19 protein-coding genes are annotated in these 21,944 nt (G+C 69.3%); 17 read left to right on the top strand and 2 right to left on the bottom strand.

Annotation, left to right across the window (positions count from 1 at the left end):
- From ASE63_RS17835 to ASE63_RS17755, 17 genes are all read left to right on the top strand, one after another.
- On the top strand, positions 1 to 1,089 hold the full coding sequence (locus tag ASE63_RS17835) for a branched-chain amino acid ABC transporter permease (RefSeq protein WP_056804199.1): 1,089 nt from the start codon (positions 1 to 3) through the stop codon (positions 1,087 to 1,089).
- Positions 1,086 to 1,904, top strand: a complete 819-nt coding sequence (locus tag ASE63_RS17830) for an ABC transporter ATP-binding protein (protein ID WP_082610069.1) — start codon at positions 1,086 to 1,088, stop codon at positions 1,902 to 1,904. The genes ASE63_RS17835 and ASE63_RS17830 overlap by 4 nt, the downstream gene beginning before the upstream one ends.
- A complete protein-coding gene (locus ASE63_RS17825) occupies positions 1,897 to 4,146 on the top strand; it encodes an ABC transporter permease (protein ID WP_056804196.1) in 2,250 nt (749 codons plus the stop codon). The genes ASE63_RS17830 and ASE63_RS17825 overlap by 8 nt, the downstream gene beginning before the upstream one ends.
- Positions 4,143 to 5,039: a phosphoenolpyruvate hydrolase family protein gene (locus ASE63_RS17820; RefSeq protein ID WP_082610068.1), complete on the top strand. Its 897-nt coding sequence runs from the start codon at positions 4,143 to 4,145 to the stop codon at positions 5,037 to 5,039. Before ASE63_RS17825 ends, ASE63_RS17820 begins: the two co-directional genes overlap by 4 nt.
- Positions 5,040 to 5,217: 178 nt before the next feature.
- Complete coding sequence (locus ASE63_RS17815; protein ID WP_056804193.1) at positions 5,218 to 8,112, top strand: flotillin family protein; 2,895 nt, start codon at positions 5,218 to 5,220, stop codon at positions 8,110 to 8,112.
- Positions 8,113 to 8,124: 12 nt separating this feature from the next.
- Entirely contained in the window at positions 8,125 to 8,562 is a 438-nt protein-coding gene (locus ASE63_RS17810; protein WP_056804189.1) for an SRPBCC family protein, read from the top strand.
- 4 nt (positions 8,563 to 8,566) lie between these two features.
- Entirely contained in the window at positions 8,567 to 9,019 is a 453-nt protein-coding gene (locus tag ASE63_RS17805) for an SRPBCC family protein (RefSeq protein ID WP_056804186.1), read from the top strand.
- A gap of 1 nt (position 9,020) precedes the next feature.
- Complete coding sequence (locus ASE63_RS17800; protein ID WP_056804183.1) at positions 9,021 to 9,845, top strand: FAD binding domain-containing protein; 825 nt, start codon at positions 9,021 to 9,023, stop codon at positions 9,843 to 9,845.
- Between the two features lie 11 nt (positions 9,846 to 9,856).
- Positions 9,857 to 10,339, top strand: coding sequence for a (2Fe-2S)-binding protein (locus ASE63_RS17795; RefSeq protein ID WP_056804179.1), 483 nt, complete (start codon positions 9,857 to 9,859; stop codon positions 10,337 to 10,339).
- 10 nt (positions 10,340 to 10,349) lie between these two features.
- Positions 10,350 to 12,119: a molybdopterin cofactor-binding domain-containing protein gene (locus ASE63_RS17790; protein ID WP_244491442.1), complete on the top strand. Its 1,770-nt coding sequence runs from the start codon at positions 10,350 to 10,352 to the stop codon at positions 12,117 to 12,119.
- Between the two features lies 1 nt (position 12,120).
- Positions 12,121 to 13,164 (top strand): molybdopterin cofactor-binding domain-containing protein, encoded by a 1,044-nt coding sequence (locus tag ASE63_RS17785; protein ID WP_056804173.1) that lies wholly within the window; start codon positions 12,121 to 12,123, stop codon positions 13,162 to 13,164.
- Positions 13,165 to 13,168: 4 nt separating this feature from the next.
- A complete protein-coding gene (locus ASE63_RS17780) occupies positions 13,169 to 14,053 on the top strand; it encodes a MoxR family ATPase (RefSeq protein WP_056804559.1) in 885 nt (294 codons plus the stop codon).
- A gap of 112 nt (positions 14,054 to 14,165) precedes the next feature.
- On the top strand, positions 14,166 to 15,278 hold the full coding sequence (locus ASE63_RS17775; protein ID WP_056804170.1) for a VWA domain-containing protein: 1,113 nt from the start codon (positions 14,166 to 14,168) through the stop codon (positions 15,276 to 15,278).
- Positions 15,275 to 16,159 (top strand): amidohydrolase family protein, encoded by an 885-nt coding sequence (locus ASE63_RS17770; protein WP_056804167.1) that lies wholly within the window; start codon positions 15,275 to 15,277, stop codon positions 16,157 to 16,159. The genes ASE63_RS17775 and ASE63_RS17770 overlap by 4 nt, the downstream gene beginning before the upstream one ends.
- Positions 16,160 to 16,170: 11 nt before the next feature.
- Complete coding sequence (locus tag ASE63_RS17765; RefSeq protein WP_056804164.1) at positions 16,171 to 17,019, top strand: N-acyl homoserine lactonase family protein; 849 nt, start codon at positions 16,171 to 16,173, stop codon at positions 17,017 to 17,019.
- A gap of 151 nt (positions 17,020 to 17,170) precedes the next feature.
- A complete protein-coding gene (locus tag ASE63_RS17760; protein WP_056804161.1) occupies positions 17,171 to 18,778 on the top strand; it encodes an isochorismatase family protein in 1,608 nt (535 codons plus the stop codon).
- Positions 18,779 to 18,885: 107 nt separating this feature from the next.
- A complete protein-coding gene (locus ASE63_RS17755) occupies positions 18,886 to 20,211 on the top strand; it encodes a sorbosone dehydrogenase family protein (protein WP_056804158.1) in 1,326 nt (441 codons plus the stop codon).
- Between the two features lie 290 nt (positions 20,212 to 20,501).
- On the opposite strand, the gene ASE63_RS17750 is transcribed toward ASE63_RS17755, so the two are convergent.
- Complete coding sequence (locus tag ASE63_RS17750; RefSeq protein ID WP_056804156.1) at positions 20,502 to 20,942, bottom strand: PPC domain-containing DNA-binding protein; 441 nt, start codon at positions 20,940 to 20,942, stop codon at positions 20,502 to 20,504.
- A gap of 42 nt (positions 20,943 to 20,984) precedes the next feature.
- Positions 20,985 to 21,866, bottom strand: a complete 882-nt coding sequence (gene pqqB / locus ASE63_RS17745) for a pyrroloquinoline quinone biosynthesis protein PqqB (RefSeq protein WP_056804153.1) — start codon at positions 21,864 to 21,866, stop codon at positions 20,985 to 20,987.
- Positions 21,867 to 21,944 lie beyond the last annotated feature (78 nt).

Genomic DNA, 21,944 nt, shown 5'->3' with positions numbered 1-21,944 from the left:
ATGGCCGTGATCGACACCCGCACCACCGGCTATCGCCCGCCCGCCACCGAGGGCCTCTCGGCCTGGGTGGCGCGCCGCGGCGCGGCCTTCTGGGTAGTGTCGGTGCTGCTGCTGGTGATGCCGGTGCTCGCCAGCCCGTTCTGGCTGGTCCAGATCCTCGCCTATGCGCTGATCCTCGGCATGGTGGCGCTGAGCCTGATGTTCCTCGCCGGCTATGGCGGCATCGTCAGCCTAGTGCAGATGACGGTCGCGGGCTTTGCCGCATATCTCGTCGCCATCCTCGGCGACAGCGCGATCACGCAGATCAGCCTGAAATGGCCGTGGTGGATGGCGGCGCCGGTCGCGATCCTGGTCGCGACCCTGTTCGGCACGCTGAGCGGGGCGCTCTCGGTCCGCACCGAGGGCATCTACACGATCATGATCACGCTCGCGATCGGCTCGGCCTTCTATTACCTGACCCTGCAGAACTACACGATCTTCAACGGTTTCAGCGGCTTCAACGGCGTCATGCCGCCGGTCTTCCTCGGCGTCGAATGGGGCGACACGATCCCGTTCTACTATCTGACGCTGGTGCTCGCCGCCCTCGCCTATGCGGTCGTGCTCTATGTCTCGCGCGCGCCCTTCGGGCTGGCACTGCAGGGCACGCGCGACAATCCGCGCCGCATGGCCGCGCTCGGCTTCGATGTGATGGCGCATCGCGTCGCCGCCTATACCTTCGCCTCGGCGATCGCCGCGACCGCGGGCGTGCTGCTGGTCTGGTACCAGCGCCAGGTCTCGCCCGGCACAGCCGGCGTTGGCCCGGTGGTCGACATCCTGATCATCGCCGTGGTCGGCGGGCTGACCCGCCCGATCGGCCCCTTCGTAGGCGCGCTGGTCTATGTCGTGCTGCGGACCTTCTCGCTCGACATGCTGGAAGGGCTGGGGCTCGACGGCCGCCGCTACCAGCTGGTGATCGGGCTCGGCTTCCTGATCATCGTGCTGTTCTCGCCGGACGGGCTCGTCGGCATCTGGCAACGCCTGCGCGAACGCTATCGCCGGAGCCAGGACGGCCGCGTCACGCAGATGCGGATCGGCGGAGGCGAGCCATGAGCGCCATCGCCGCCACCGCCGGCTCCGTGAGCTCCGTGCCCGGTCGTGATGCCCTCGCCTCCGCCGGTTCGGCCAATGCGCTGGAGCTGCGCGGCGTCTCGCGGCTGTTCGGGGCACTCGCCGCGCTGTCCGACGTCACGCTCTCGGTGCGGCCGGGCGAGCGGCGCGGCGTGCTCGGCTCGAACGGCGCCGGCAAGACCACGCTGTTCAACTGCATCACCGGCGATTTCGCGCCCTCCTCCGGCATCATCCGCTTCTTCGGCGAGGACGTGACCGCCTTCCCGCCGCAGGAGCGCATTCGCCGCGGCCTGCGCCGCACCTACCAGATCTCCTCGCTCTTCGCGGGGCTGTCGGTGCTCGACAACGTCTATCTCGCCTGCCGCGGCGTCTCGCGGAACCGCTTCTCGCTGATGCGCCCGCGTCGCGACGACACGCTGGTCCATGCTGCCGAGAACCTCGTCGAGGCGGTGCATCTGGCGCCGGTCAAGGACCGCCTCGTCGGCGAGCTCGCCTATGGCCAGCAGCGCCAGCTCGAGATCGCGCTGGCCCTGTCGGGCGCGCCGCGCTTCATCCTGTTCGACGAGCCGGCGGCGGGCCTTTCGCCGACGGAGCGGCGCGACCTCGTCCATATCCTGACCTCGCTGCCCGCCCATATCGGCTTCATCATCATCGAGCACGACATGGATGTCGCTTTGCGCGTCGTCGAGAGCGTGACGATGATGCACAACGGCCGCATCTTCAAGGAAGGCGCCCCCGCCGAGATCGAATCCGATCCCGAGGTACAGGAACTCTACCTCGGAGGCGGCCATGGCTGAGCGCCTCAAGGCTCCCCCCGGCCCCGGCATCCCGGTCCTGCAGATCGCGGGGCTGAACGTCTTCTACGGGCGCTCTCATGCGCTGCAGGGCGTCGACCTCGCGCTGCAGAGCGGCGTGCTCTCGGTCGTCGGCCGCAACGGCATGGGCAAGACGACCATGTGCAAGGCGATCATGGGGCTGGTGCCGATCAGCTCCGGCTCGATCCGCCTGTTCGGCGAGGAGATCGCCGGCCGCTCCCCGGCCGAGATCGCCAGGCTGGGCATCGGCTACGTGCCGCAAGGCCGCAGGCTCTGGCGCTCGCTGACCGTCGACGAGCATCTGCGCCTGATGCAGCGCGGCAAGCGTGGCGCCTGGACCACTGAGCGCATCTACGAGGCCTTTCCGCGTCTGGCCGAGCGGCGCAACAATGGCGGCGCCCAGCTCTCCGGCGGCGAGCAGCAGATGCTGGCCATCGGGCGCGCCCTGCTGCTCAATCCGCGCCTGCTGGTGATGGACGAGCCGACCGAGGGCCTGGCTCCGGTCATCGTCGCCCATGTCGAGGAGATGCTGGTCCGGCTCGCCGATCAGGGCGACGTTGCCATCCTGGTGATCGAGCAAAACATCGGCGTCGCGACGGAGATGTCCGACCCCGTCGCGATCATGGTCAACGGCCGGGTCAACCGCGTCATCGCTTCCGCGACGCTCGCCGGCGACCGCGACCTGCAGCAGCGCCTGCTCGGGGTCGGCCGCCACGGCCATGACGAGACAGACGGCGCGCCCGAGCCCGCGACCGAGGGAGCGACCGCCGCCCGCGCCGCTCCGGCCGCCCCGACCGGGCCGACGCGGGTCTACAACGCCAACCCGGTCATCCCGACGCGCTGGTCGCAGCCCGTGCCCGCCGCCCGGATCGAGGCCCAGGCGCGCACCATCTCGCGGCCCGTCCTGGCGACGCGCGACGGCCAGCCGGTCGGCGCCATCCGCCCACTCGCGGCAGCCGCGACCGGCGATCCCTATGTCGTCGTCGCCGGCACGCTCGATACCAAGGGCGAAGAACTCCGCTACATCCGCGACCTGATCCGCGCCGAGGGCTTGCGCACGCTGCTCGTCGATCTCTCGACCTCGGGCCGCAGCGCCGGCGGCGACGTCACCCCGCAGCAGGTCGCGCTCGCCTCCCCGCGCGGCTCGGCCGGCATCGCCTCGGGCGACCGCGGCACCGCGGTCGCCGCGATGACGGAGGCGTTCAAGGCCTGGCTGCCGCGGCAGGAGGGCGTGCTCGGCATCGTCTCGGCCGGCGGCTCGGGGGCGACGGCGATGGTGACGCCGGCGATGCAGGCCCTGCCCGTCGGCCTGCCCAAGCTGATGATCTCGACCATGGCCTCCGGCGATGTCCGCGCCTATGTCGGCGCCACCGACATCGCGATGATGCATGCCGTCACCGACGTGCAGGGCCTGAACCGCGTCTCGCGGCTGGTGCTCGGCAACGGGGCGCGCGCGGTCGCGGCGATGGCGAAGGCGCGGCTCGCCGATCTGCGCCGGGAGAGCGCGCTGCGCCGAGCCGAGCCCGAGAAGCCGCTGGTCGGCCTCACCATGTTCGGCGTCACCACCCCTTGCGTCCAGCAGGTCGCGAAGCTGCTGGAGAAGGACTGGGAGCCGCTCGTCTTCCACGCCACCGGCACCGGCGGGCAATCGCTGGAGAAGCTGGTCGAGTCCGGGCTGGTCGGGGCGGTGATTGACGTCACCGCCACCGAGATCGCCGACATGATGATGGGCGGCCTGCTGCCCGCCACCGAGGATCGCCTCGGCGCCATCATCCGCACGCGCATTCCCTATGTTGGCTCGGTCGGGGCGCTCGACATGGTCAATTTCTTCGCGCCCGAGACGGTGCCGGAGCGCTATCGCGCCCGGAAGCTCCATCCGCACAACCCGCAGATCACGCTGATGCGCACGACGCCGGACGAGAACGCCCGCATGGGCCGCTGGATCGGCGAGCGGCTGAACCTGATGGAAGGCCCGGTGCGCTTCCTCATCCCCGAGCTCGGCGTCTCGGCGCTCGATGCCCCCGGCCAGCCCTTCCATGATCCCGCCGCCGATGCCGCCCTGTTCCAGGCGCTGGAGCAGACGGTGCGGACCGGCCTGAACCGGCAGCTCATCCGCCTGCCGCACCACATCAACGACCCCGCCTTCGCCGCGGCGCTGGTGCAGCAGTTCCAGTCGCTGCACGCCGGCCGCCGCCGCGAGCGGGCGGGCGGAGGCAGGTCATGACCGCATTCGACAAGAAGCCCCTGCTCAAGCGCTTCCGCGCCATGATCGCGGCCGGCGAGCCCATCGTCGGCGGCGGCGCCGGCACCGGCCTCTCGGCCAAATGCGAGGAGGCCGGCGGGATCGACCTGATCGTGATCTACAATTCCGGGCGCTACCGCATGGCCGGCCGCGGCTCGCTCTCGGGGCTGATGCCCTATGGCGACGCCAACGCCATCGTCATGGAAATGGCGGCCGAGGTGCTGCCGGTCGTCAGGAAGACGCCCGTCGTCGCTGGCATCTGCGGCACCGATCCGTTCCGGAGCATGGACGTCTTCCTCGACGAGGTGAAGCGCATCGGCTTCGCGGGCATCCAGAATTTCCCGACGGTCGGCCTGATCGACGGCACCTTCCGCAAGAACCTCGAGGAGACCGGCATGGGCTACGGCCTCGAGGTCGAGATGGTCGCGCTCGCCAATGCCAAGGGCCTGCTGACCACGCCTTACGTCTTCTGCGAGGACGACGCCCGCGCCATGGCGAAGGCCGGCGCCGACATCATCGTCTGCCATCTCGGCCTGACCACTGGCGGCTCGATCGGCGCCGAGACGGCGCTCAAGCTCGCCGACTGCCCGGCGCTGGTCGATGCCTGGGCGGCCGCGGCGCTGAAGGTGAAGAAGGACGCGATCATCCTCGTCCATGGCGGGCCGGTCGCCGAGCCGGCCGATGCCGACTTCATCATGAAGAACACCAGGCATTGCCACGGCTTCTACGGCGCCTCCTCGATGGAGCGTCTGCCGGTCGAGGTCGCGATCCGCGACCAGACGCGCGCCTTCAAGCGGATCGGGCGCGGAACCGACCCCGCCAAGGCCAAGACAGCAAAGCCGGCGCGCAAGGCCGGCAAGGAACGTAAATCGTGAGAGCCGCCCTGCCCCACAGCCCTCATCCTGAGGAGCCGCGAAGCGGCGTCTCGAAGGATGGTCCAGACGTTTCCGGCACCTCCTGGAGCATCCTTCGAGACGCGCCTGCGGCGCTCCTCGGGATGAGGGCTGAACGGGGAGAGGCTGGCGGCGGACGGCATGACGGGAGGATGAGGACATGACGGGACAGCTGATCGGATCGCTCATCCTGTGGCTGATCGTGGCGGTGATCGTCATCGCCATCGTCGTCTATCTGGTGAACTGGCTCTATCGCCGCTCCTCGAAGGAGGTCTCCTTCGTCCGCACCGGGCTCTTCGGCGAAAAGGTGGTGATCAACGGCGGCGCCTTCGTGCTGCCGATCATCCACGACGTCACGCCGGTCAACATGAACGTGCTGCAACTCGCGGTGACGCGCGCCAGCAACGACGCGCTGATCACCCGGGACCGGATGCGCGTCGATATCGACGCCGAGTTCTATGTCCGCGTCCGGCCGCAGCGCGAGGCGGTCTCCGTCGCCGCCGCGACCCTCGGCCGCCGGACGCTGCAGCCCGACCAGCTCAATGCCCTGCTCTCCGGCAAGTTCATCTCGGCGCTGCGCACCGTCGCCTCCGAGATGACGATGGAGGAGATGCACGAGCAGCGGGGAACTTACGTCCAGCGCGTCAAGGACGCCGCCGCCGAGGCGCTCGACCAGAACGGGCTCGTGCTCGAATCCGTCGCGCTGACCGATCTCGACCAGACCGACCTGCAATATTTCAACCCGTCGAACCGCTTCGACGCCGCCGGCCTGACCCGGATCATCGAGGAGATCGAGGACAAGCGGAAGCTGCGCAACGACATCGAGCAGGACTCGATGATCCGCATCCGCACCCGCAATCTCGAGGCCGAGCGCCAGGCGCTCGACATCGAGCGCGACAGCGAGTCGGCGAGGCTCGAGCAGCAGCGCGAGATCGAGATCAGGCGCGCGGTCCAGCGCGCCGAGGTGGCCCGCGAGCGCGCCGCCCGCGACACCGAGGCCGAGCAGGCGCTGATCCTCTCCCGCGAGGAGATCGAGAAATCCCGCATCGCCAACGAGCGCGCGATCAGCGAGGCCCGCATCGCCTCGGAGCGCGACATCCGCCAGCAGGAGATCGCCCGCACCCAGGCCGTCGAGGAGGCCGAGATCGCCTCGCGCGAACTGGTCGAGAAGGCGCGCATCGCCAATGAGCAGGCGATCAATACGGCCCGGATCGCCTCCGAACGCGACATCCGCCAGCAGGAGATCGAACGCGCCCAGGTGATCGAGGCCGCCGAGATCGCGGCGCGCGAGACCACCGAGAGGGCCCGGATCCTGCAGGAGACGGCGGTCAATGCCGAGCGCATCGCTCGCGAGCAGGAGGTGCGCAACCGTGAGATCGAGCGCACCCGCACGCTCGACCAGGAGGACATCGCGGCGCGCGAGGCCGTCGAGACCGCCCGGATCGGCCAGGAGGAGCGCGTCCGTGCCCTCGGCATCGCCCGCAACCGGGCGCTCGACGAGGCCGAGATCGCCGCCCGCGAGGCGATCGAGAAGGCGCGCATCGCCCAGGAGGATGCGATCACGGCCGACCGGATTGCGCTCGACCAGCGCAAGAGCCTGCTGGAGATCGGCCGCACCGAGGCCGTCGAGGCGGCCGAGATTTCGGCGCGCGAGAGCGTCGAGAAAGCCCGCATCGCCCAGGAGCGCAGCGTCTCCGGCGAGCGCATCCGCCGCGACGAGGAGATCCGCAACCTGGAAATCCTCCGCGGCCAGGCCATCGAGACCGCGGAGATCTCGGCGCGCGAGGCCACCGAAGCCGCCCGCATCGCCCAGGAAAAGGCGGTGTCGGCAGAGCGCATCGCGGCAGAGCTCGCGACCAAGGAACTCGAGATCAAGCGCAACGCCGATCTCGACAGCGCCGAGCTGAAGCGGCGCGACACGGTGGAGCGCCAGCGCATCGTGACCGAGCTCGGCCTGGAAAAGGAGCGCATCGACTCCTCCAAGACCCGCGAGATGATGCAGATCGCCCAGAAGAAGGCGGTCGAGGTCGCGGAGGAGGATCGCGCCATCGCGATCGCCGCCAAGCGGGTCGAGCGGGCGGACGCCGACAAGACGCTGCGGCAGGCCGAGATCACCGCGCGCCAGCAGGTCGAGACGGTCGACATCGTCCGCGAGCAGGCGCTGGAAGCGGCGCGGATCGAGCGGCGCCGCGCGGTGGAGCAACTCGACATCGCCCGGACGCAGGCGCTGCAGGAGGCGCAGATCGCCTCGAACGAAGAGGTCGAGCGCGCCCGCATCTCCTCCGATCGCGGCCTCGACGAGGCCCGCGTCGGCCGCCAGCGCGAATTGCGCAAGCTCGAGATCGAGCGCGAGCGCGAGGTCGAGAGCGCCGCGATGGACAAGGCCATCGCGCTCTACGCCAAGTCGCTGGAGGAAAGCGCGGCCCAGGCCAATGCCGAGATCGCCCGCGGCAAGGCGGTCGAGGCCGAGGAGAAGGTCAAGACCATCCGCGAGAGCGAGGGCGCGCGGCGGCGCAAGACCGTCGAGGTGCTGCTCGCCGAGAAGGCCGCGGAGGAATCGCGCATCGCCTCCGAGGCCGACAAGATCCGCAAGGCCGTCGATGCCGAGGCGCAGAAGCTGCTCTACGAGGCCGAGAACGTGCTTTCGGACGGCGCCCGCTACGGGCTGTTCCGGCGCCGCCTGCTCGACAAGATCGAGGGCATCGTGCGCGAGAGCGTCAAGCCGATGGAGAAGATCGAGGGCATCCGCATCCTCCATGTCGATGGGCTGGCGGGTGGCGGCGGCAGCGCCGGCGGAGCGGGCGGGGCGGCGCGCTCGCCCACCGACGAGGTGATCGAATCCGCCCTGCGCTACCGCGTCCAGGCGCCGATGATCGACCAGGTGCTGAAGGAAATCGGCATCGAGGGGGGCAACCTCGCCAAGATGGGCGGGCTGATGCGCGAGGCCTCCGACATGCAGCGCGTCGCCAAGGAGACCCAGCCGGCCAAGCCGAAGGGCGCAGGAGACAAGGGCGGCGGCGACGGCGCCGCAGGCGCGCCCGAGGCGAAGGGTTGAGGACGAAGCATCATGGCTCGTGTCTATGTCTCCAGCGTCATCGCCGCACCCGCCGCCAAGGTCTGGGCTCGCGTGCGTGACTTCAACGGCCTGCCGAACTGGCATCCGCGGATCGCGGAAAGCCGCATCGAGAACGGCGAGCCGGCCGACAAGGTCGGCTGCATCCGCGCCTTCACGCTCCGCAGCGGCGACAGGCTGCGCGAGCAGCTGCTTGGCCTGTCGGACTACGACATGTTCTGCACCTACGCGATCCTGGATTCGCCGATGCCGCTGACGAACTACGTCGCGACGATGCGGCTGACCCCGATCACGGACCAGGAGCGGACCTTCATCGAATGGTCGGCCGATTTCGACTGCGCGCCGGAGCGCGCGGCGGAGCTCATCCAGGGCATCGGCACGAATGTCTTCCAGGGCGGATTCGACGCGCTCAAGCGCGCATTCGGGGGATGAGGCCATGCCTCACGTCGTCCGCAGCACCATCATCGACGCGCCGGTCGACCGGCTATGGTCGATCCTGCGCGATTTCAACGGCCATGATCGCTGGCATCCGATCGTGGCGCGGAGCGAGATCGAGCGCGGTTACCCGTCCGACAGGATCGGCTGCGTGCGCCGTTTCTCCCTGCAGGACGGCAGCGAGCTGCGCGAGCAGCTGCTCACCCTCTCGGACCTCGAAATGACCTTCAGCTACTGCCTGCTCGACACGCCGATCCCGCTGTTCAACTACGTCGCCCATGTCCGGCTGCTGCCGGTGACGGACGGCAACCGGGCCTTCTGGCACTGGGAGAGCCGGTTCACCACGCCGCCCGGGCGCGAGGCGGAACTCGCCCGCATCGTCGGAGACGAGGTCTACACCAACGGCATCGAGGCGGTCCGCCGCCTGCCCGAACTCAGCCCGGAGGGCGCCTGACATGCTGGGCCTGAGAAGCTGCGCGACGCTTGCCGAGGCCGCCGGCATCCTCTCCGGAGACCGGCAGGCCGTGCTCGTCGGGGGCGGCACGCTGGTGATGCGGGACGTCAACGAGGGGCGGCTGACCGAAGGCACGTTGCTGCGCGTCACCGACCCCGCGTTCCGCCAGCTGAACGCCAGCGGGGGCCGGATCGAGCTCGGTGCCGGGGTGACGATGGCGCAGGTGCTGGCGAGCCGCGACCTCGCCTTCCTGCATCCGGCCGCGCGCGCCATCGGCGGACCGGCGGTGCGCAACATGGCGACGATCGGCGGCAATCTCTTCGCCGAGACGCCCTATGGGGACTTCACCGTCGCGCTGCTGGCGCTCGACGCGCAGGTCGTGGTCCAGGCCGGCTACGGCACCGGCCGCGGCGTGCCGCTGGAGGAGTTCCTGGCCGGGCGCGAGCGCGGCACCCTGCCCGGGCTGATCACCGGCGTGCAGGTTTCGCGGCCGGCCAACCCGGCCGATTTCCGCTTCCGCAAGATCAGCCGGGTCAAGCCCAAGGGCATCGCGGTGATGTCGATCGCGGCGCATCTGCCGGCGCAGGGCGGGCGCATCATGCAGGCCCGCGTCGCCTATGGCGCGATGGCACCGGTGCCGGTCCGGGCGCGTGGCGTCGAGCGGGCGCTCGAGGGCAAGACGCTTGATGCGGCCGCGATCCAGGCGGCGCAACAGGCGGCGCTCGAAGGTTGCCGCCCGGCCACCGATGCGATCGCGAGCGAGTGGTATCGTCGCGAGGTGCTGCCCGTCCATCTCGGCCGGCTGCTCGCCGGCGAAGCCCGCTGAGGAGCCGCGCCATGGCCAAGACCCCGGTCCAGTTCCGGCTCAACGGCTCCGACCGCGCCGCCTTCGTCGACGCGCCCGAGACCCTGCTCAACACGCTCCGGCGGGGCCTCGGCGAATTCGCGCCGAAATATGGCTGCGGCCAGGGCACCTGCGGCGTCTGCACCGTGCTGGTCGACGGCGAACCGGTGCTCTCCTGCCTGACGCTCTCTGTCGCCTGCGAGGGTCGCCATGTCGAGACCGCCTCTGGCCTTGCCGACGGGCCGGAGCTGCACCCGCTGCAGGCCGCCTTCATGGACCATTTCGCGGCGCAATGCGGCTTCTGCACGCCGGGCATGCTGACTGCGGCACGGGCGCTGCTGGCGAAGAACCTGAGCCCGACCCGCGACGAGGTCATCGAGGCGATCAGCGGAAACATCTGCCGCTGCACCGGCTACGAGCCGATCGTCACCGCGATCCTGGCCGCGGCGAACGCGCCCGGCGCGCGCCGAGCCTGAGGAGGACGCCATGGCCACGATGGAGATGCGCAAGGACCTCTTTGCCGACGAACGGGACGACAATCTCAACGTCGTCGGCAAGGGCCTGCAGCGGCAGGACATGCCCGGCCATGTCACCGGGCGGACGCGCTATTTCGACGATCACGGATTCGAGGGGCTGCTGCATCTCAAGATCGTGCGCAGCCCGCATGCCCATGCCCGCATCCGCTCGATCGACGTCTCGGCCGCCGAGCGCGCACCTGGCGTCAAGCGCGTGCTGCGCGGCGCCGACGTGCCAGTGAACAAGAACACGCTGCTGAGCCTGATCAATTTCGGCAAGGACGACGAGCCATCGCTCGCCGTCGACAAGGTCCGCTACAAGGGCGAGCCCGTCGTCGCGATCATCGCCGAGAGCGAGGCGCAGGCGCTGGCCGCGCGCAAACTGGTGCGCATCGACTACGACCCGCTGCCGACCGTGTTCGACGTCGAGGAGGCGCTGGCGCCGGGTGCTCCGACGGTCAACGAAACCTATCCCGGCAACTACTTCGAATATCACGAGCGCTTCGACCACCAGAAGCTGCGCTTCGGCGATGTCGAGCGCGGCTTCGCCTCGGCCGACATCGTCATGGAGCACCGCTACCAGATGTCTCCGATCGAGCATGCGCCGACGGAGACCAACGGCACCATCGCCGCGCCGGACCAGAACGGGCGCTATCTCGTCCATTCCTGCGCGCAGGGCCTCTTCTTCTCGCTCGACACCACGGCCAAGATCGTCGGCCTGCCCTCGAATATGCTGCATTTCGTCGGCGGCACGGTCGGCGGCGGCTTCGGCGGCAAGGTCGACTCGCTGACCGAGCCGCTGGCCGTGCTCGGTGCGATGATGACAGGTAAGCCGGTGCGCTTCGTGCTCGATCGCGAGGAGGAGATGCTCTACGGCTCGCCGCGCGGCGCCGAGCGCATCTACGTCAAGGACGGGCTGATGCGGGACGGGCGCATCGTCGCCCGCTACATCCGCAGCTATTTCGACGCCGGCGCCTATACGCGGCTGTCGAGCTATGCGGCGATCAAGTGCACGGCGCATGTGCCCGGGCCCTACTGGATCCCGAACGTCGCCTCCGACATCCACGTCGCCTACACCAATCGCTGCCCCTCGACCGCGATGCGCGGCTTCGGCGTCACGGCGGTCGATTTCGCGCTCGAGGTCCAGATGGACCGGCTCGCCGAGGCGGCGAACATGGACCCGATGGAGTTCCGCATCCTCAACGCCTATCGCGACGGGGACATGAAGCCGCATCGCCGTGCCGCCAAGAACACGGCGCTGATCGAATGCGTGCAGGTCGCGGCGGAAACGGCGAACTGGCCGCTCTCCGAGCAGGCCAGGCGGCAGACCTCCCATACGGGCGGCGCCGGCGAGCGGGGCCAGGTCCCGGCGACTGTCATCGACACCAAGGGCCAAATCGGCCGGCCGGACACGCGAGCCGGCACCGCCACCCAGACGCTGCCGGCCGGCACGATGCGCATCCCGCTCAGCAAGCAGCCGGTGATGGACGGTTCGCGCGACGGGCGCGCCGCGCCGACACAGGTGCCGCGCTATGAGCAGGTCTCGCCAGCTATCACGCCGCCTGCGCCACCACCCTATACGTCCTCGCCGTATCAATCGACGACGAGCCCGCCCGCATCGCAGCTGCCGCCGGGACCGCCGATGCCGGCCCCCGTCCCACCGCCGGCCCCCGCCGCACCCACGCAGACTCAGCATGGCGCGGTCCGGTTCTCGTCTGTTTTCGGCACGAGGAGGCGCTGACATGGCCCGTCACGAAGGCCGCGGCATGGCCTCGGTCAATTATCCGATCGGCATGAATCTCGGCGGCGACCCGAGCCAGGCGCTGATCCATTCCAACCCCGAGGGCAAGTTCACGGTCGCGCTCTCGGCGATCGATCTCGGCCAGGGCATGAAGCAGGTCTCGCGGCAGATCGCGGCCGAGACGCTCGGCGTCCCGGTCGAAGACGTCTTCGTCGACACCGCCGACAGCGACACCGGCCCGCACGACATGGGCTCCTTCGCCTCGCGCGGCACGCACCGCATGGGCAACGCCATCATCGTCGCCGCGCGCGAGGCCCGCGGCGTGCTGCTGGAGGCAGCGGCCGAGGAGCTCGAGGTCAATGCCGCCGACCTCGTCACCGACGGGCGCGGCAACATCCATGTCCGTGGCGCGCCGTCCAAGACGATCACCGTGAAGGCGACGGCGCAGGCCGCCCAGTTCAAGCAGGGCAAGACCATCGCCGGGCGCGGCATCTTCCTGATCCCGCTTTCGGCCGTCGATGCCGAGACCGGCGAGATGAACCCCAACACCGCCTTCGCCCATGCCTGCCTCGTCGCCGATGTCTCCGTCGACGACGAGACCGGCGAGGTCGAGGTTCTGCGCATGACCAGCGCCTATGAGCTCGGCCGCGTCATCAATCCGCGCATGGTCGAGCAGCAGCTCGTCGGTGGCGCCTGGATGGGCATCAGCCACGCATTGTACGAAACACCGGAGCCGTACTACCCGAGCATCGAGCACGGCCCGCGCGACTTCAACGAGTACCTGATGCCCGGGCCGGGCGAGATCGCGCCCTATCACGTCACGGTGCTGGAGCGGCCGGCGCCCGACGGCCCCTTCGGCGGCAAGGGGCCGGGCGAGATGTGCGCCAACCCGGTGCTGCCGGCCGTCGCCAACGCGGTCTACAACGCCGTCGGCGTGCGGGTGGACGAATTGCCGATCACGCCGGAAAAGATCCTCCGGGCGATCCGCGCCAATGGCGGCGTCAAGCCCGGCCCGCGCCGCGGCGGCCCGGTCAACTGGCGCTGACGCGATGGCGCTCCGCACCACCGTCGCCGGCATATCGAGCCCCGAGGACCTGGCCCAGGCCCTGACGGGGGCGATGTATCTCGCCGATGACGGCATCGCCACCGCCGGCTACCTCTCGCTCGCACTCGGCAAGCCGCTGCTGCTGGAGGGCGCGCCCGGCGTCGGCAAGACCGAGGCCGCCAAGGCCATCGCCGGCATCCTCGGCCGCCAGCTCATCCGCCTGCAATGCTTCGAGGGCATCGACGCCTCGGCAGCGCTCTACGAGTGGAACTATCCTCGCCAGATGCTGGCGATCCGGCAGGCGCGCGAGGGCGAGGCGCTCGACATCTACCGCGACGACTTCCTGATCGAGCGGCCGATGCTGACGGCGCTGCGGCGGCCGGAATCGACCGTGCTGCTGATCGACGAGATTGACCGCTCGGACCATGAATTCGAGGCCTTCCTGCTCGAGTTCCTCTCCGATTTCTCGATCTCGATCCCCGAGCGCGGCACGTTGCGGGCGCCCGAGCGGCCGGTCGTGGTGCTGACCTCGAACCGCACCCGCGAGCTGCACGAGGCGCTGCGCCGCCGCTGCGTCTATCACTACATCGCCTATCCGGAGGCCGAGCGCGAGGCGCAGATCATCATGCTGCGCTCCTCGGCCGTGGCGGAGGGCACGGCGCGCGCCGTCGTCCATGCGGTCGGGCTCCTGCGACAGGAGCCGCTGGCGAAACCGCCGGGCGTGGCCGAGGCGGTCGACTGGGCCGAGGCCGCCACCGCGCTGGCCCAGACCGGCGCACCCTGGCCCGAGGCCTTCCGCCGCTCGCTCGGCACCGCGATCAAGGACGAGGAGGACCTCGCCCACTTGCGCCCGCGCCTGCCGCTGTTCATCCCGGGGCTGGCGGCATGAGGGATCAATCGTCATTGCGAGCGCAGCGAAGCAATCCAGAAGCGGCAGTGCTCTGCAGCCCCCTGGATTGCTTCGTCGCTCGCTCTCCTCGCAATGACGGGCAGAGGCGGCCATGACCACGCCCGTCCCGCCCGCCGCCCGCCTCTTCGTCTCCTTCCCGACGCTGCTGCGCGAGCACGGGCTCAGTGTCGCGCCGGAACAGACCGTCTCCTTCCTCGCCGCCATCGAGTTGTTGGGTCCGCGCAGCCTGGAGCATGTCCGCAAGGCGGCGGTTGCGACGCTTAGCCCCCATCCCCAGCAGCGCGAGCGTTTCGAGGCGTTGTTCGACGCCCATTTCCTCGGCGCGATCGCCGAACCCGGCGACGAGGATTTCGCGCCCGACGACGAGATGTCGGTGCAGGAGGACACGGGCGCACGCGAAGTCCTGCTCGGCGAGGAGATCAACGAGACCGGCCAGGCTGCGACCGGGGCGGAAGCGCTGTCGGTACGCATGCTGAAGCCGCTCGACGACGACGAGACGCTGCGTCGCTTCGGGCGGGCGCTGCCGGAAGCCCTGCCGCGCCGGCGCGGCTATCGCCATCGCGGCGCGCGCCGTGGTCCGACCGTCGATCTCGCCCGCTCCTTGCGCGACGCCATTCGCCATGACGGCGAGGTGATGAGCCTGAAGAGGTTGCGGCGGGTAACGCGGCCGCGCCCGATCCTGCTGCTGATCGACGTCTCGGGCTCGATGAAGCAGCGCAGCGACGCCAATCTCGCCCTTGCCCATACCATCGTCCAGTCAGCGCCTTACGTCGAGGTCTTCACCTTCGGAACGAGGCTGACGCGCGTGACCCGGGCGCTGCGGCGCAGGCGCCGCGAGCAGGCGCTGATCGAGGCCGCCGGCCTCGTCGCCGACTGGGATGGCGGCACCCGCATCGGCGACGCGCTGCAGGCCTTCCTCGCCGTGCCGCGCTTCGCTTCCTATGCTCGGGGCGCCGTCGTCGTCGTGCTGTCGGACGGGCTGGAGCGCGGCGACCCGTCGGCGCTGGTCTCGGCGGTCGAACGGCTCGGGCAGCGCGCCCACCGGATCGACTGGCTCACCCCGCTCGCGGCGGACCCCGCCTACCGGCCCGAAACCGAGGCGCTGCGGCTGGTCGCGCCGCAGCTCGCCAGCCTCGGAAACGGCGCCAGCACCGCCCGCATCTGCCGGCACATTCTCTCGCTCGGAGGCTCAGCAGCGGCATGACCGGTTATGTCGACTCCCATTTCCACATCTGGCGGCAGGCCGAACTGCCCTGGCTCGTCGGTCCGATGCAGCCGCGCATCTTCGGCCCCTACGAGCCGATCCGGCGTGACTACCCCGTGACCGAATATCTCGGCGATTGCCGGCCCGAGGGCGTGGTCGAGGCGGTCTATGTCCAGGCCAACTGGGCGCCTGACCGGGCGCTCGACGAGGTCGCCTATGTCTCGCGCGCCGCGGAAGGCAGCCGCTTCCCGATCGCGATCGTCGCCTATGCCGACATGCTGGCCGAGGATGCCCGCCCGCAGCTCGACGCGCTGGCCCGCAATCCGCGGGTGCGCGGCGTCCGGATGCAGCTGCACTGGCACGAGAACGCGCTCTACCGCTTCGCGGCCGCGCCGGACCTCGCCCGCGACGCGCGCCTCGTCGCCAATGTCGGCCGCCTCGCCGATTACGGATACAGCTTCGACCTGCAGGTCTTCGCCGGCCAGATGGCAGGAGCCGCCGACCTCGCCGCCGCCTGCCCGGGCGTGACTTTCGTCCTCCAGCATGCCGGCATGCTCGAGGACCTTTCCCCCGGCGGCGTCGCCACCTGGCGCGACGGCATGAGCCTGCTGGCGAGCCAGCCCAACATCGTCAGCAAGCTGTCGGGGCTCGGCACTTTCCTGCGCCGCAACGACCCCGAGCATATCCGCTTCGTCGCCGCGCAGACGCTCGCCTTGTTCGGGGCCGAGCGCTGCCTGTTCGGCTCCAATTTCCCGATCGAGAAGCTCTGGACATCCTATGCGGAACTGATGGCGGCGCATCTCGCGGCCGTGCCGGAAGCCGCGCATCAGGCCGTGTTCAACGAGACGGCAAGGCGGGTCTACCGCCTCGGACAGAACTGAGGGAGGCCCGCATGGCGCTCGAAATCAAGATCCTCGACTATGGCGACATCGAGCTGGAGGCGAGCTTCCTCGTCCTCGGGCGCGATTGCGGCCGGACGCGCCGCGTGCCGACCTATGGCTTCCTGATCCTGGGCGGCCCCTGGCCCGTGGTGGTCGATACCGGCTATCGCCACAACCAGATCATGGAGAGCCTCGGCATGCGCGGCCTCCAGTTCCACGAGAACATGATCGAGAACCAGCTCGCCCGCCACGGCGTGCGGATGGGCGATGTGCGCTACGTCATGCACACCCATCTCCATATCGACCATGCCGGGAAGGACGAGCTCTTCCCGATGAACACCACCGTGCTGGTGAACCGCCGCGAGCTCGAATACTCGGTCTCGGGGCTGATGCACCCGCAATATCCGGCGCCCGACATCAAGCACCTGATCGACCGGCTGCACACCCGCGACGCGCTGCGCTTCGAGGATCTCGAGCTCTCCGGGATGATCGAGCTCTTCCCGGGCTGTTATCTGGAAGCCGCCGGCGCCCATACCGAGGGCTCGATGAACGTGCATGTCGACACGGCCGAGGGCCGCGCGATCATCTGCGGCGACGTGATCTACGATTTCAACGACCAGATCGTCTCGCCCTTCCACGAGCTGCACGCCAACGAGCCCCGCACCACCGGCAATCACGGCGTCTCCAAGCGCGAGGAGAAGGCGGCGATCAAGAAGCTGCTGGCGACCGGCGCCTTCCTGCTGCCCGTGCACGACAAGCCGGCCAAGATCGCCCATGGCCAGGTCGTCGGCCGCATGGACATGGCCGTGCCGGGCCCGGTGGTGCAGTCCCTGCCCGCGCGCAACTGGTTCGCGGCGTGATAAGGCCCGCCCTTGCCACCAGGCGCCCTCGTCATTGCGAGCGAAGCGAAGCAACCCAGGGGGACGTCGAGCGCTGCCGCCCCTGGGCTGCTTCGTCGCTGACGCTCCTCGCAATGACGGGCCGGCGCACAGCCATCGCCACGGTGTCCTCATGACAACCCACACCGCCATCCACCCGCAATTCGCCGATCTCGTCGACCTCTGGGCGCCGGTGCGCCAGCTCGGCTCCGGCTTCGAATTCTGCGAAGGCCCGGTCTGGCACCCGAGGGAGCAGCATCTGCTGTTCTCGGACATGCCGGGAGACGTGCGCCGGCGCTGGGATCGTGGCGGCGTGCAGGAGGTCCGGCGCCCGGCGAACAAGTGCAACGGCATGACCTATGATGTCGAACTCGACCTGATCGTCTGCGAGCATGCGACATCCAGCCTGATCCGCGAGCGCCCGGACGGGCGCCGCGAGGTGCTGGCCTCGCATTTCGAGGGGATGGAGCTCAACAGCCCCAACGACGTCGTCGTGAAGTCGGACGGCGCGATCTACTTCTCCGACCCCTGGTACGGGCGCATGCCGGTTTTCGGCGTCGAGCGGCCGCGACAGCTGGGTTTTCAGGGCGTCTACCGCATTCCCCCTGGGGGCGGCGAGCCGCAACTCCTCGTCGACCGCTATCTCTTCGACCAGCCGAACGGGCTCTGTTTCTGCCCGACCGAGGATCGGCTCTTCGTCAACGACACGGTCCAGCACAATATCCGCGTCTTCAAGATCCTGCCGGACGGGCGGCTCGGGCCGCCGCGCCTCTTCGCCTCCGGCATCGTCTCGGCCAGCGAGCCCGGCGTGCCGGACGGGATGAAATGCGACGCGCAGGGCAATCTCTGGGTCACCGGACCGGGCGGCGTCTGGGTCTACTCGATCGGCGGCGAACTGATCGGCAAGCTGCGGGTGCCGGAACTGGTCGGGAACCTGACTTGGGGCGGGCCCGACTGGCGGACCCTGTTCTTGACCGCGACGCATTCGCTCTATGCCGTCGACACCAAGGTCGGCCCGCGCCCCGAGCCCTATATGAAGGCGCGTGGCGGCCAGGCCGCGGCGAGCAGGCCGGCCGAGACCCCTGCCCCCGCCGCTGCCGTCTCCCGCAACGGCGCGAACAAGGCCGCTTCCGGCTACCGGCTGGAGGCTTCGCGCTGCGCCATGCTGATCCAGGACATGCAGAACGACGTGGTGATGGAGGGCGGCGCCTTCGCCTCGTCCGGCTCGCCGGCGCATTGCAAGGAACAGAACGCCATCGGCAATGCGGCACGGCTGGCGCAGGCGGCCCGCTCTCGCGGCATCCCGGTGATCCATGTCTGGTTCGTGGTCGAGAAGGGCGCGCCCGGCGTCACCATGAACGCCCCGCTCTTCGAGGGCCTCGCCGACGCCAACGCGCTGGTGCGCGGGACATGGGGCGCGGCCGCCGTGCCAGGGCTGGAGGCGCTGGCCGGCGATCACATCGTCGAGAAGAGCCGCATGAGCGCCTGGGAGGGCACGCGGCTGGAGACCGTGCTGAAGGCGCTCGGCCGCGACATCGTCATCGTCACCGGAGCGTGGACCAACATGTCGATCGAGCACACCGCCCGCACCGGCGCCGACAAGGGCTACTTCATGATCGTGCCGGAGGACGCCTGCTCGACCATGAACGCCGAATGGCACACGGCATCGGTGAACTACGCGCTGCAGAACGTCGCGGTGGTGACCGATGTCGATGCGGTGATCGACGCCACGGCCGGCTGACGGCGAAGGCAGCAGCGTCACGAGCCGATCCGAACAAATCGCCGTGCCTGACGTTCCCCTCCCATCATCGTGGCGGGGGGTTACGTTTGCAGGCAGGAGATTTGCCCATGAGGATCGCGCATCGGATAGCCCTCATCGCCGGGGTCTCGGCATCGGCGCTGGCCTTGGCGGCCTGCGACCGCCCCGGCCTGCCCGAGGAGGCGGGCTACGGCGCCAATCCGACGCTGCCGCAGCCGCAGACCTCCTGGCTGCCGGTCATCAAGATCGCCGATGCGGTCGGCTGGAAGGAGGGCGAGAAGCCCCGCGCCGCTGGCGGCGGCCAGGTCAGCGCCTTCGCGACGGGCCTGCAGCATCCGCGCTGGCTCTACGAACTGCCGAATGGCGACGTGCTGGTGGCGGAGAGCGATGCGCCGCCGAAGCCCGACGACAAGAGCAGCGGCATCCGCGGCTGGGTGCAGGGCCTGTTCATGAAGAAGGCCGGCTCGCAAACGCCCAGCGCCAACCGGATCACCCTGCTGCGCGACCAGGATGGCGACGGCGTCGCCGAGACGAAGAGCGTCTTCCTGGAGAACCTGACCTCGCCCTTCGGCATGGCGCTGGTCGGCGACCAGCTCTACATCGCCAATGCCGACGCGGTCGTCCGGGTCGCCTACAAGGAGGGCGAGACGAAGAGCACTGCCGCGCCGGTCAAGGTCGCGGACCTGCCGGCCGGGCGGAACCATCACTGGACCAAGAGCCTGGTCGCCAGCCCCGACGGCACGAAGCTCTATGTCGGCGTCGGTTCGAACTCCAACGTCGCCGAGAACGGCATGGCGGAGGAGGAGCGCCGCGCCGCGATCCTCGAGATCGACGCCACGACGGGCGCGACGGAAATCTTCGCCAGCGGCCTGCGCAACCCGGTCGGCATCGGCTGGAACCCGGTGACCAAGGAGCTCTGGACCGCGGTGAACGAGCGCGACGAGATCGGCGACGATCTCGTGCCGGACTACATGACCTCGGTGAAGCGCGGCGGCTTCTATGGCTGGCCCTACAGCTATTACGGCCAGGTCGTCGACACGCGGGTCGAGCCGCCGCGGCCGGACCTCGTCGCCAAGGCGATCAAGCCGGATTACGCTTTGGGCTCGCATTCAGCGTCGCTGGGCCTCACCTTCGTGCCCGAAGGGCGACTTGGGCAAGCCTATCAGGGCGGCGCCTTCGTCGGACAGCACGGCTCCTGGAACCGCAGCAAGCCGGTCGGCTACCGGGTGATCTTCATCGCCTTCGCCGACGGCAAGCCCTCCGGCATGCCGCGCGAGATCCTGACCGGCTTCCTCAACGAGAAGGGCGAGGCGCGCGGCCGGCCGGTGGGCGTGCTCGTCGACCAGCGCAACGGCCTGCTGGTCGCGGACGATGTCGGCAACGCGGTGTGGCGCGTCACGATGCCGACGAGCTGAAGCGTTTCTCGGAACCACGCCGTCATCCCGGACAAGCCGCGAAAGCAGCGCAGCTCCGGGATCCATCCTGAAGCTCGGAGCCCTGCGATGGATCCCGGGGCAAGTCCGGAATGGCGGTGGCTTTTCCGTGTAGAATCAGCGCGCTCAATAGATTGTCGCACAAGATGGATGATTGGCCCGACGGCCGACCGGCCGTACTTTCCTCAGCGGCCTCATCACTCCAGCCCTCATCCTGAGGAGCCGCGAAGCGGCGTCTCGAAGGATGAGGGCTGAAGAGGTTTTCTAGACGCTCAGCGCGGCTTCAGCAGGGCGATGCCGAGTTCGGGCACCTTGCGCCGGCGGAGATGGCCCGGCGTCTCCGTGACGATCACCTCCAGCGTCGGCCTCACCGTCCCCTTGAGAAGATGGCCGCCCCTGGTCGCGCCGGAGCGCAGGCCGAGCACGACATGGACATGGACGCTCGCCTTGCCGTCGTCGCCCTCGGCGATGTCGCCGATCAGGCTCAAAACCTCGGTCTGCTCGTCGACCGGGATGTCCTCGTAGCTCTTGGTCTCGAAATCGAAGAAGCCGACGGTCGCCCGCTCGAAGGCGCCGATCGCGGTGATCGAAGCCGCCGACAGACCCTGCTCCTGCGCGAAGCGACCGATCGCGGCGAAGGCTTCCTCGCCCGTCTCCAGCACGAGGGCGAAGACGCGCTTGCCGTCATTGTCGGCCAGCAGCTGGCTGTGCATGGTCTCTCTCCTATCTCGGGAAACATCTGGCTCAGGGCCGCCTCACAAGGCGATCTCCATCCCGTCATGCGCGATCTCGATGCCGGCGCTCTCGACGCGGCGGCGCTCCGGCGAATGCGAAATCAGGACGGGGTTGCTGTTGTTGATGTGGGTATAGACCTTGCGCGCGGCGGGCAGGCTCGCCAGCCAGTCGAGCGAGCCGCCGGGGCCTGTCATGGGCATATGCCCCATCCGCCGCCCGGTCTTCGCGCTCAGCCCGGCTGCAAGCATCTCGTCATCGGTGAACAGCGTGCCGTCGAACAGCACGATGTCGGCGCGCTCGGCCTCCTGCCGCACCGTCTCGCTCAGCATCGCGCAGCCGGGTATATAGACGAGCAGCCCTCCCCGACTCTCGACCGCAAGGCCGCTGGTCTCGCCGCTCTCGATCGCGGTCGCGACGCTTTCCTCCTCGAGATAAAGGGGCACCTTTCCCGGGGCCGGGAACAGTCGCATCCGGAAGGATCTTTCCGTGGCGATCGGTTCGCCCGTCACCGCGACATGTCGGATGGCCGGCAGCCGGAACATGACGTTGCTGGCGATTGCCTCGAGAACTGGCGCCGTCCCGAGGACGGTCAGCTCGCGGGCCTCACGCAGATGCGCAAGCCCGGCGATGTGGTCGATCTCGCCGCTGGTCAGGACGACGGCGCGGAGCGGCGAGGTCCGCGCTGCGGTGGGATGCAGGGCCGGGATCGCAGCAAGCTGCTGGCGCAGATCGGGCGAGGCATCGACGAGCACGGCTTCGTCGTCATCGACGAGCGCGATGGAAGACTGCGTGCGCCAAGGCGCGCGCGGATCGCCGGCCCAGGCCAGCGCGCAATTCGGGCAGCGACAGTTCCACTGCGGGAAGCCGCCGCCCGCGCCGGAGCCGAGCACGACGACCTTCACAGGGGCTCACACCTGCCGGCCTTCGGCCGTGACAATACCGGCGCATGCCTGCTCATGACGTCCCCCCGACTCGGAAGA

The sequence above is a fragment of the Allobosea sp. Root381 genome, from assembly GCF_001429395.1.
Lineage (GTDB): Bacteria > Pseudomonadota > Alphaproteobacteria > Rhizobiales > Beijerinckiaceae > Allobosea.
The sequence above is the reverse complement of the archived record's forward strand: the minus strand, read 5'-3'. Positions and strand labels throughout refer to the sequence as shown.

What these genes read in the sequence shown, in the direction of transcription:
- ASE63_RS17835 (WP_056804199.1), top strand. Translation starts at nt 1, where the DNA reads ATGGCCGTGATCGACACCCGCACCACCGGCTATCGCCCGCCCGCCACC.
- ASE63_RS17830 (WP_082610069.1), top strand. Translation starts at nt 1,086, where the DNA reads ATGAGCGCCATCGCCGCCACCGCCGGCTCCGTGAGCTCCGTGCCCGGT.
- ASE63_RS17825 (WP_056804196.1), top strand. Translation starts at nt 1,897, where the DNA reads ATGGCTGAGCGCCTCAAGGCTCCCCCCGGCCCCGGCATCCCGGTCCTG.
- ASE63_RS17820 (WP_082610068.1), top strand. Translation starts at nt 4,143, where the DNA reads ATGACCGCATTCGACAAGAAGCCCCTGCTCAAGCGCTTCCGCGCCATG.
- ASE63_RS17815 (WP_056804193.1), top strand. Translation starts at nt 5,218, where the DNA reads ATGACGGGACAGCTGATCGGATCGCTCATCCTGTGGCTGATCGTGGCG.
- ASE63_RS17810 (WP_056804189.1), top strand. Translation starts at nt 8,125, where the DNA reads ATGGCTCGTGTCTATGTCTCCAGCGTCATCGCCGCACCCGCCGCCAAG.
- ASE63_RS17805 (WP_056804186.1), top strand. Translation starts at nt 8,567, where the DNA reads ATGCCTCACGTCGTCCGCAGCACCATCATCGACGCGCCGGTCGACCGG.
- ASE63_RS17800 (WP_056804183.1), top strand. Translation starts at nt 9,021, where the DNA reads ATGCTGGGCCTGAGAAGCTGCGCGACGCTTGCCGAGGCCGCCGGCATC.
- ASE63_RS17795 (WP_056804179.1), top strand. Translation starts at nt 9,857, where the DNA reads ATGGCCAAGACCCCGGTCCAGTTCCGGCTCAACGGCTCCGACCGCGCC.
- ASE63_RS17790 (WP_244491442.1), top strand. Translation starts at nt 10,350, where the DNA reads ATGGCCACGATGGAGATGCGCAAGGACCTCTTTGCCGACGAACGGGAC.
- ASE63_RS17785 (WP_056804173.1), top strand. Translation starts at nt 12,121, where the DNA reads ATGGCCCGTCACGAAGGCCGCGGCATGGCCTCGGTCAATTATCCGATC.
- ASE63_RS17780 (WP_056804559.1), top strand. Translation starts at nt 13,169, where the DNA reads ATGGCGCTCCGCACCACCGTCGCCGGCATATCGAGCCCCGAGGACCTG.
- ASE63_RS17775 (WP_056804170.1), top strand. Translation starts at nt 14,166, where the DNA reads ATGACCACGCCCGTCCCGCCCGCCGCCCGCCTCTTCGTCTCCTTCCCG.
- ASE63_RS17770 (WP_056804167.1), top strand. Translation starts at nt 15,275, where the DNA reads ATGACCGGTTATGTCGACTCCCATTTCCACATCTGGCGGCAGGCCGAA.
- ASE63_RS17765 (WP_056804164.1), top strand. Translation starts at nt 16,171, where the DNA reads ATGGCGCTCGAAATCAAGATCCTCGACTATGGCGACATCGAGCTGGAG.
- ASE63_RS17760 (WP_056804161.1), top strand. Translation starts at nt 17,171, where the DNA reads ATGACAACCCACACCGCCATCCACCCGCAATTCGCCGATCTCGTCGAC.
- ASE63_RS17755 (WP_056804158.1), top strand. Translation starts at nt 18,886, where the DNA reads ATGAGGATCGCGCATCGGATAGCCCTCATCGCCGGGGTCTCGGCATCG.
- ASE63_RS17750 (WP_056804156.1), bottom strand. Translation starts at nt 20,942, where the DNA reads ATGCACAGCCAGCTGCTGGCCGACAATGACGGCAAGCGCGTCTTCGCC.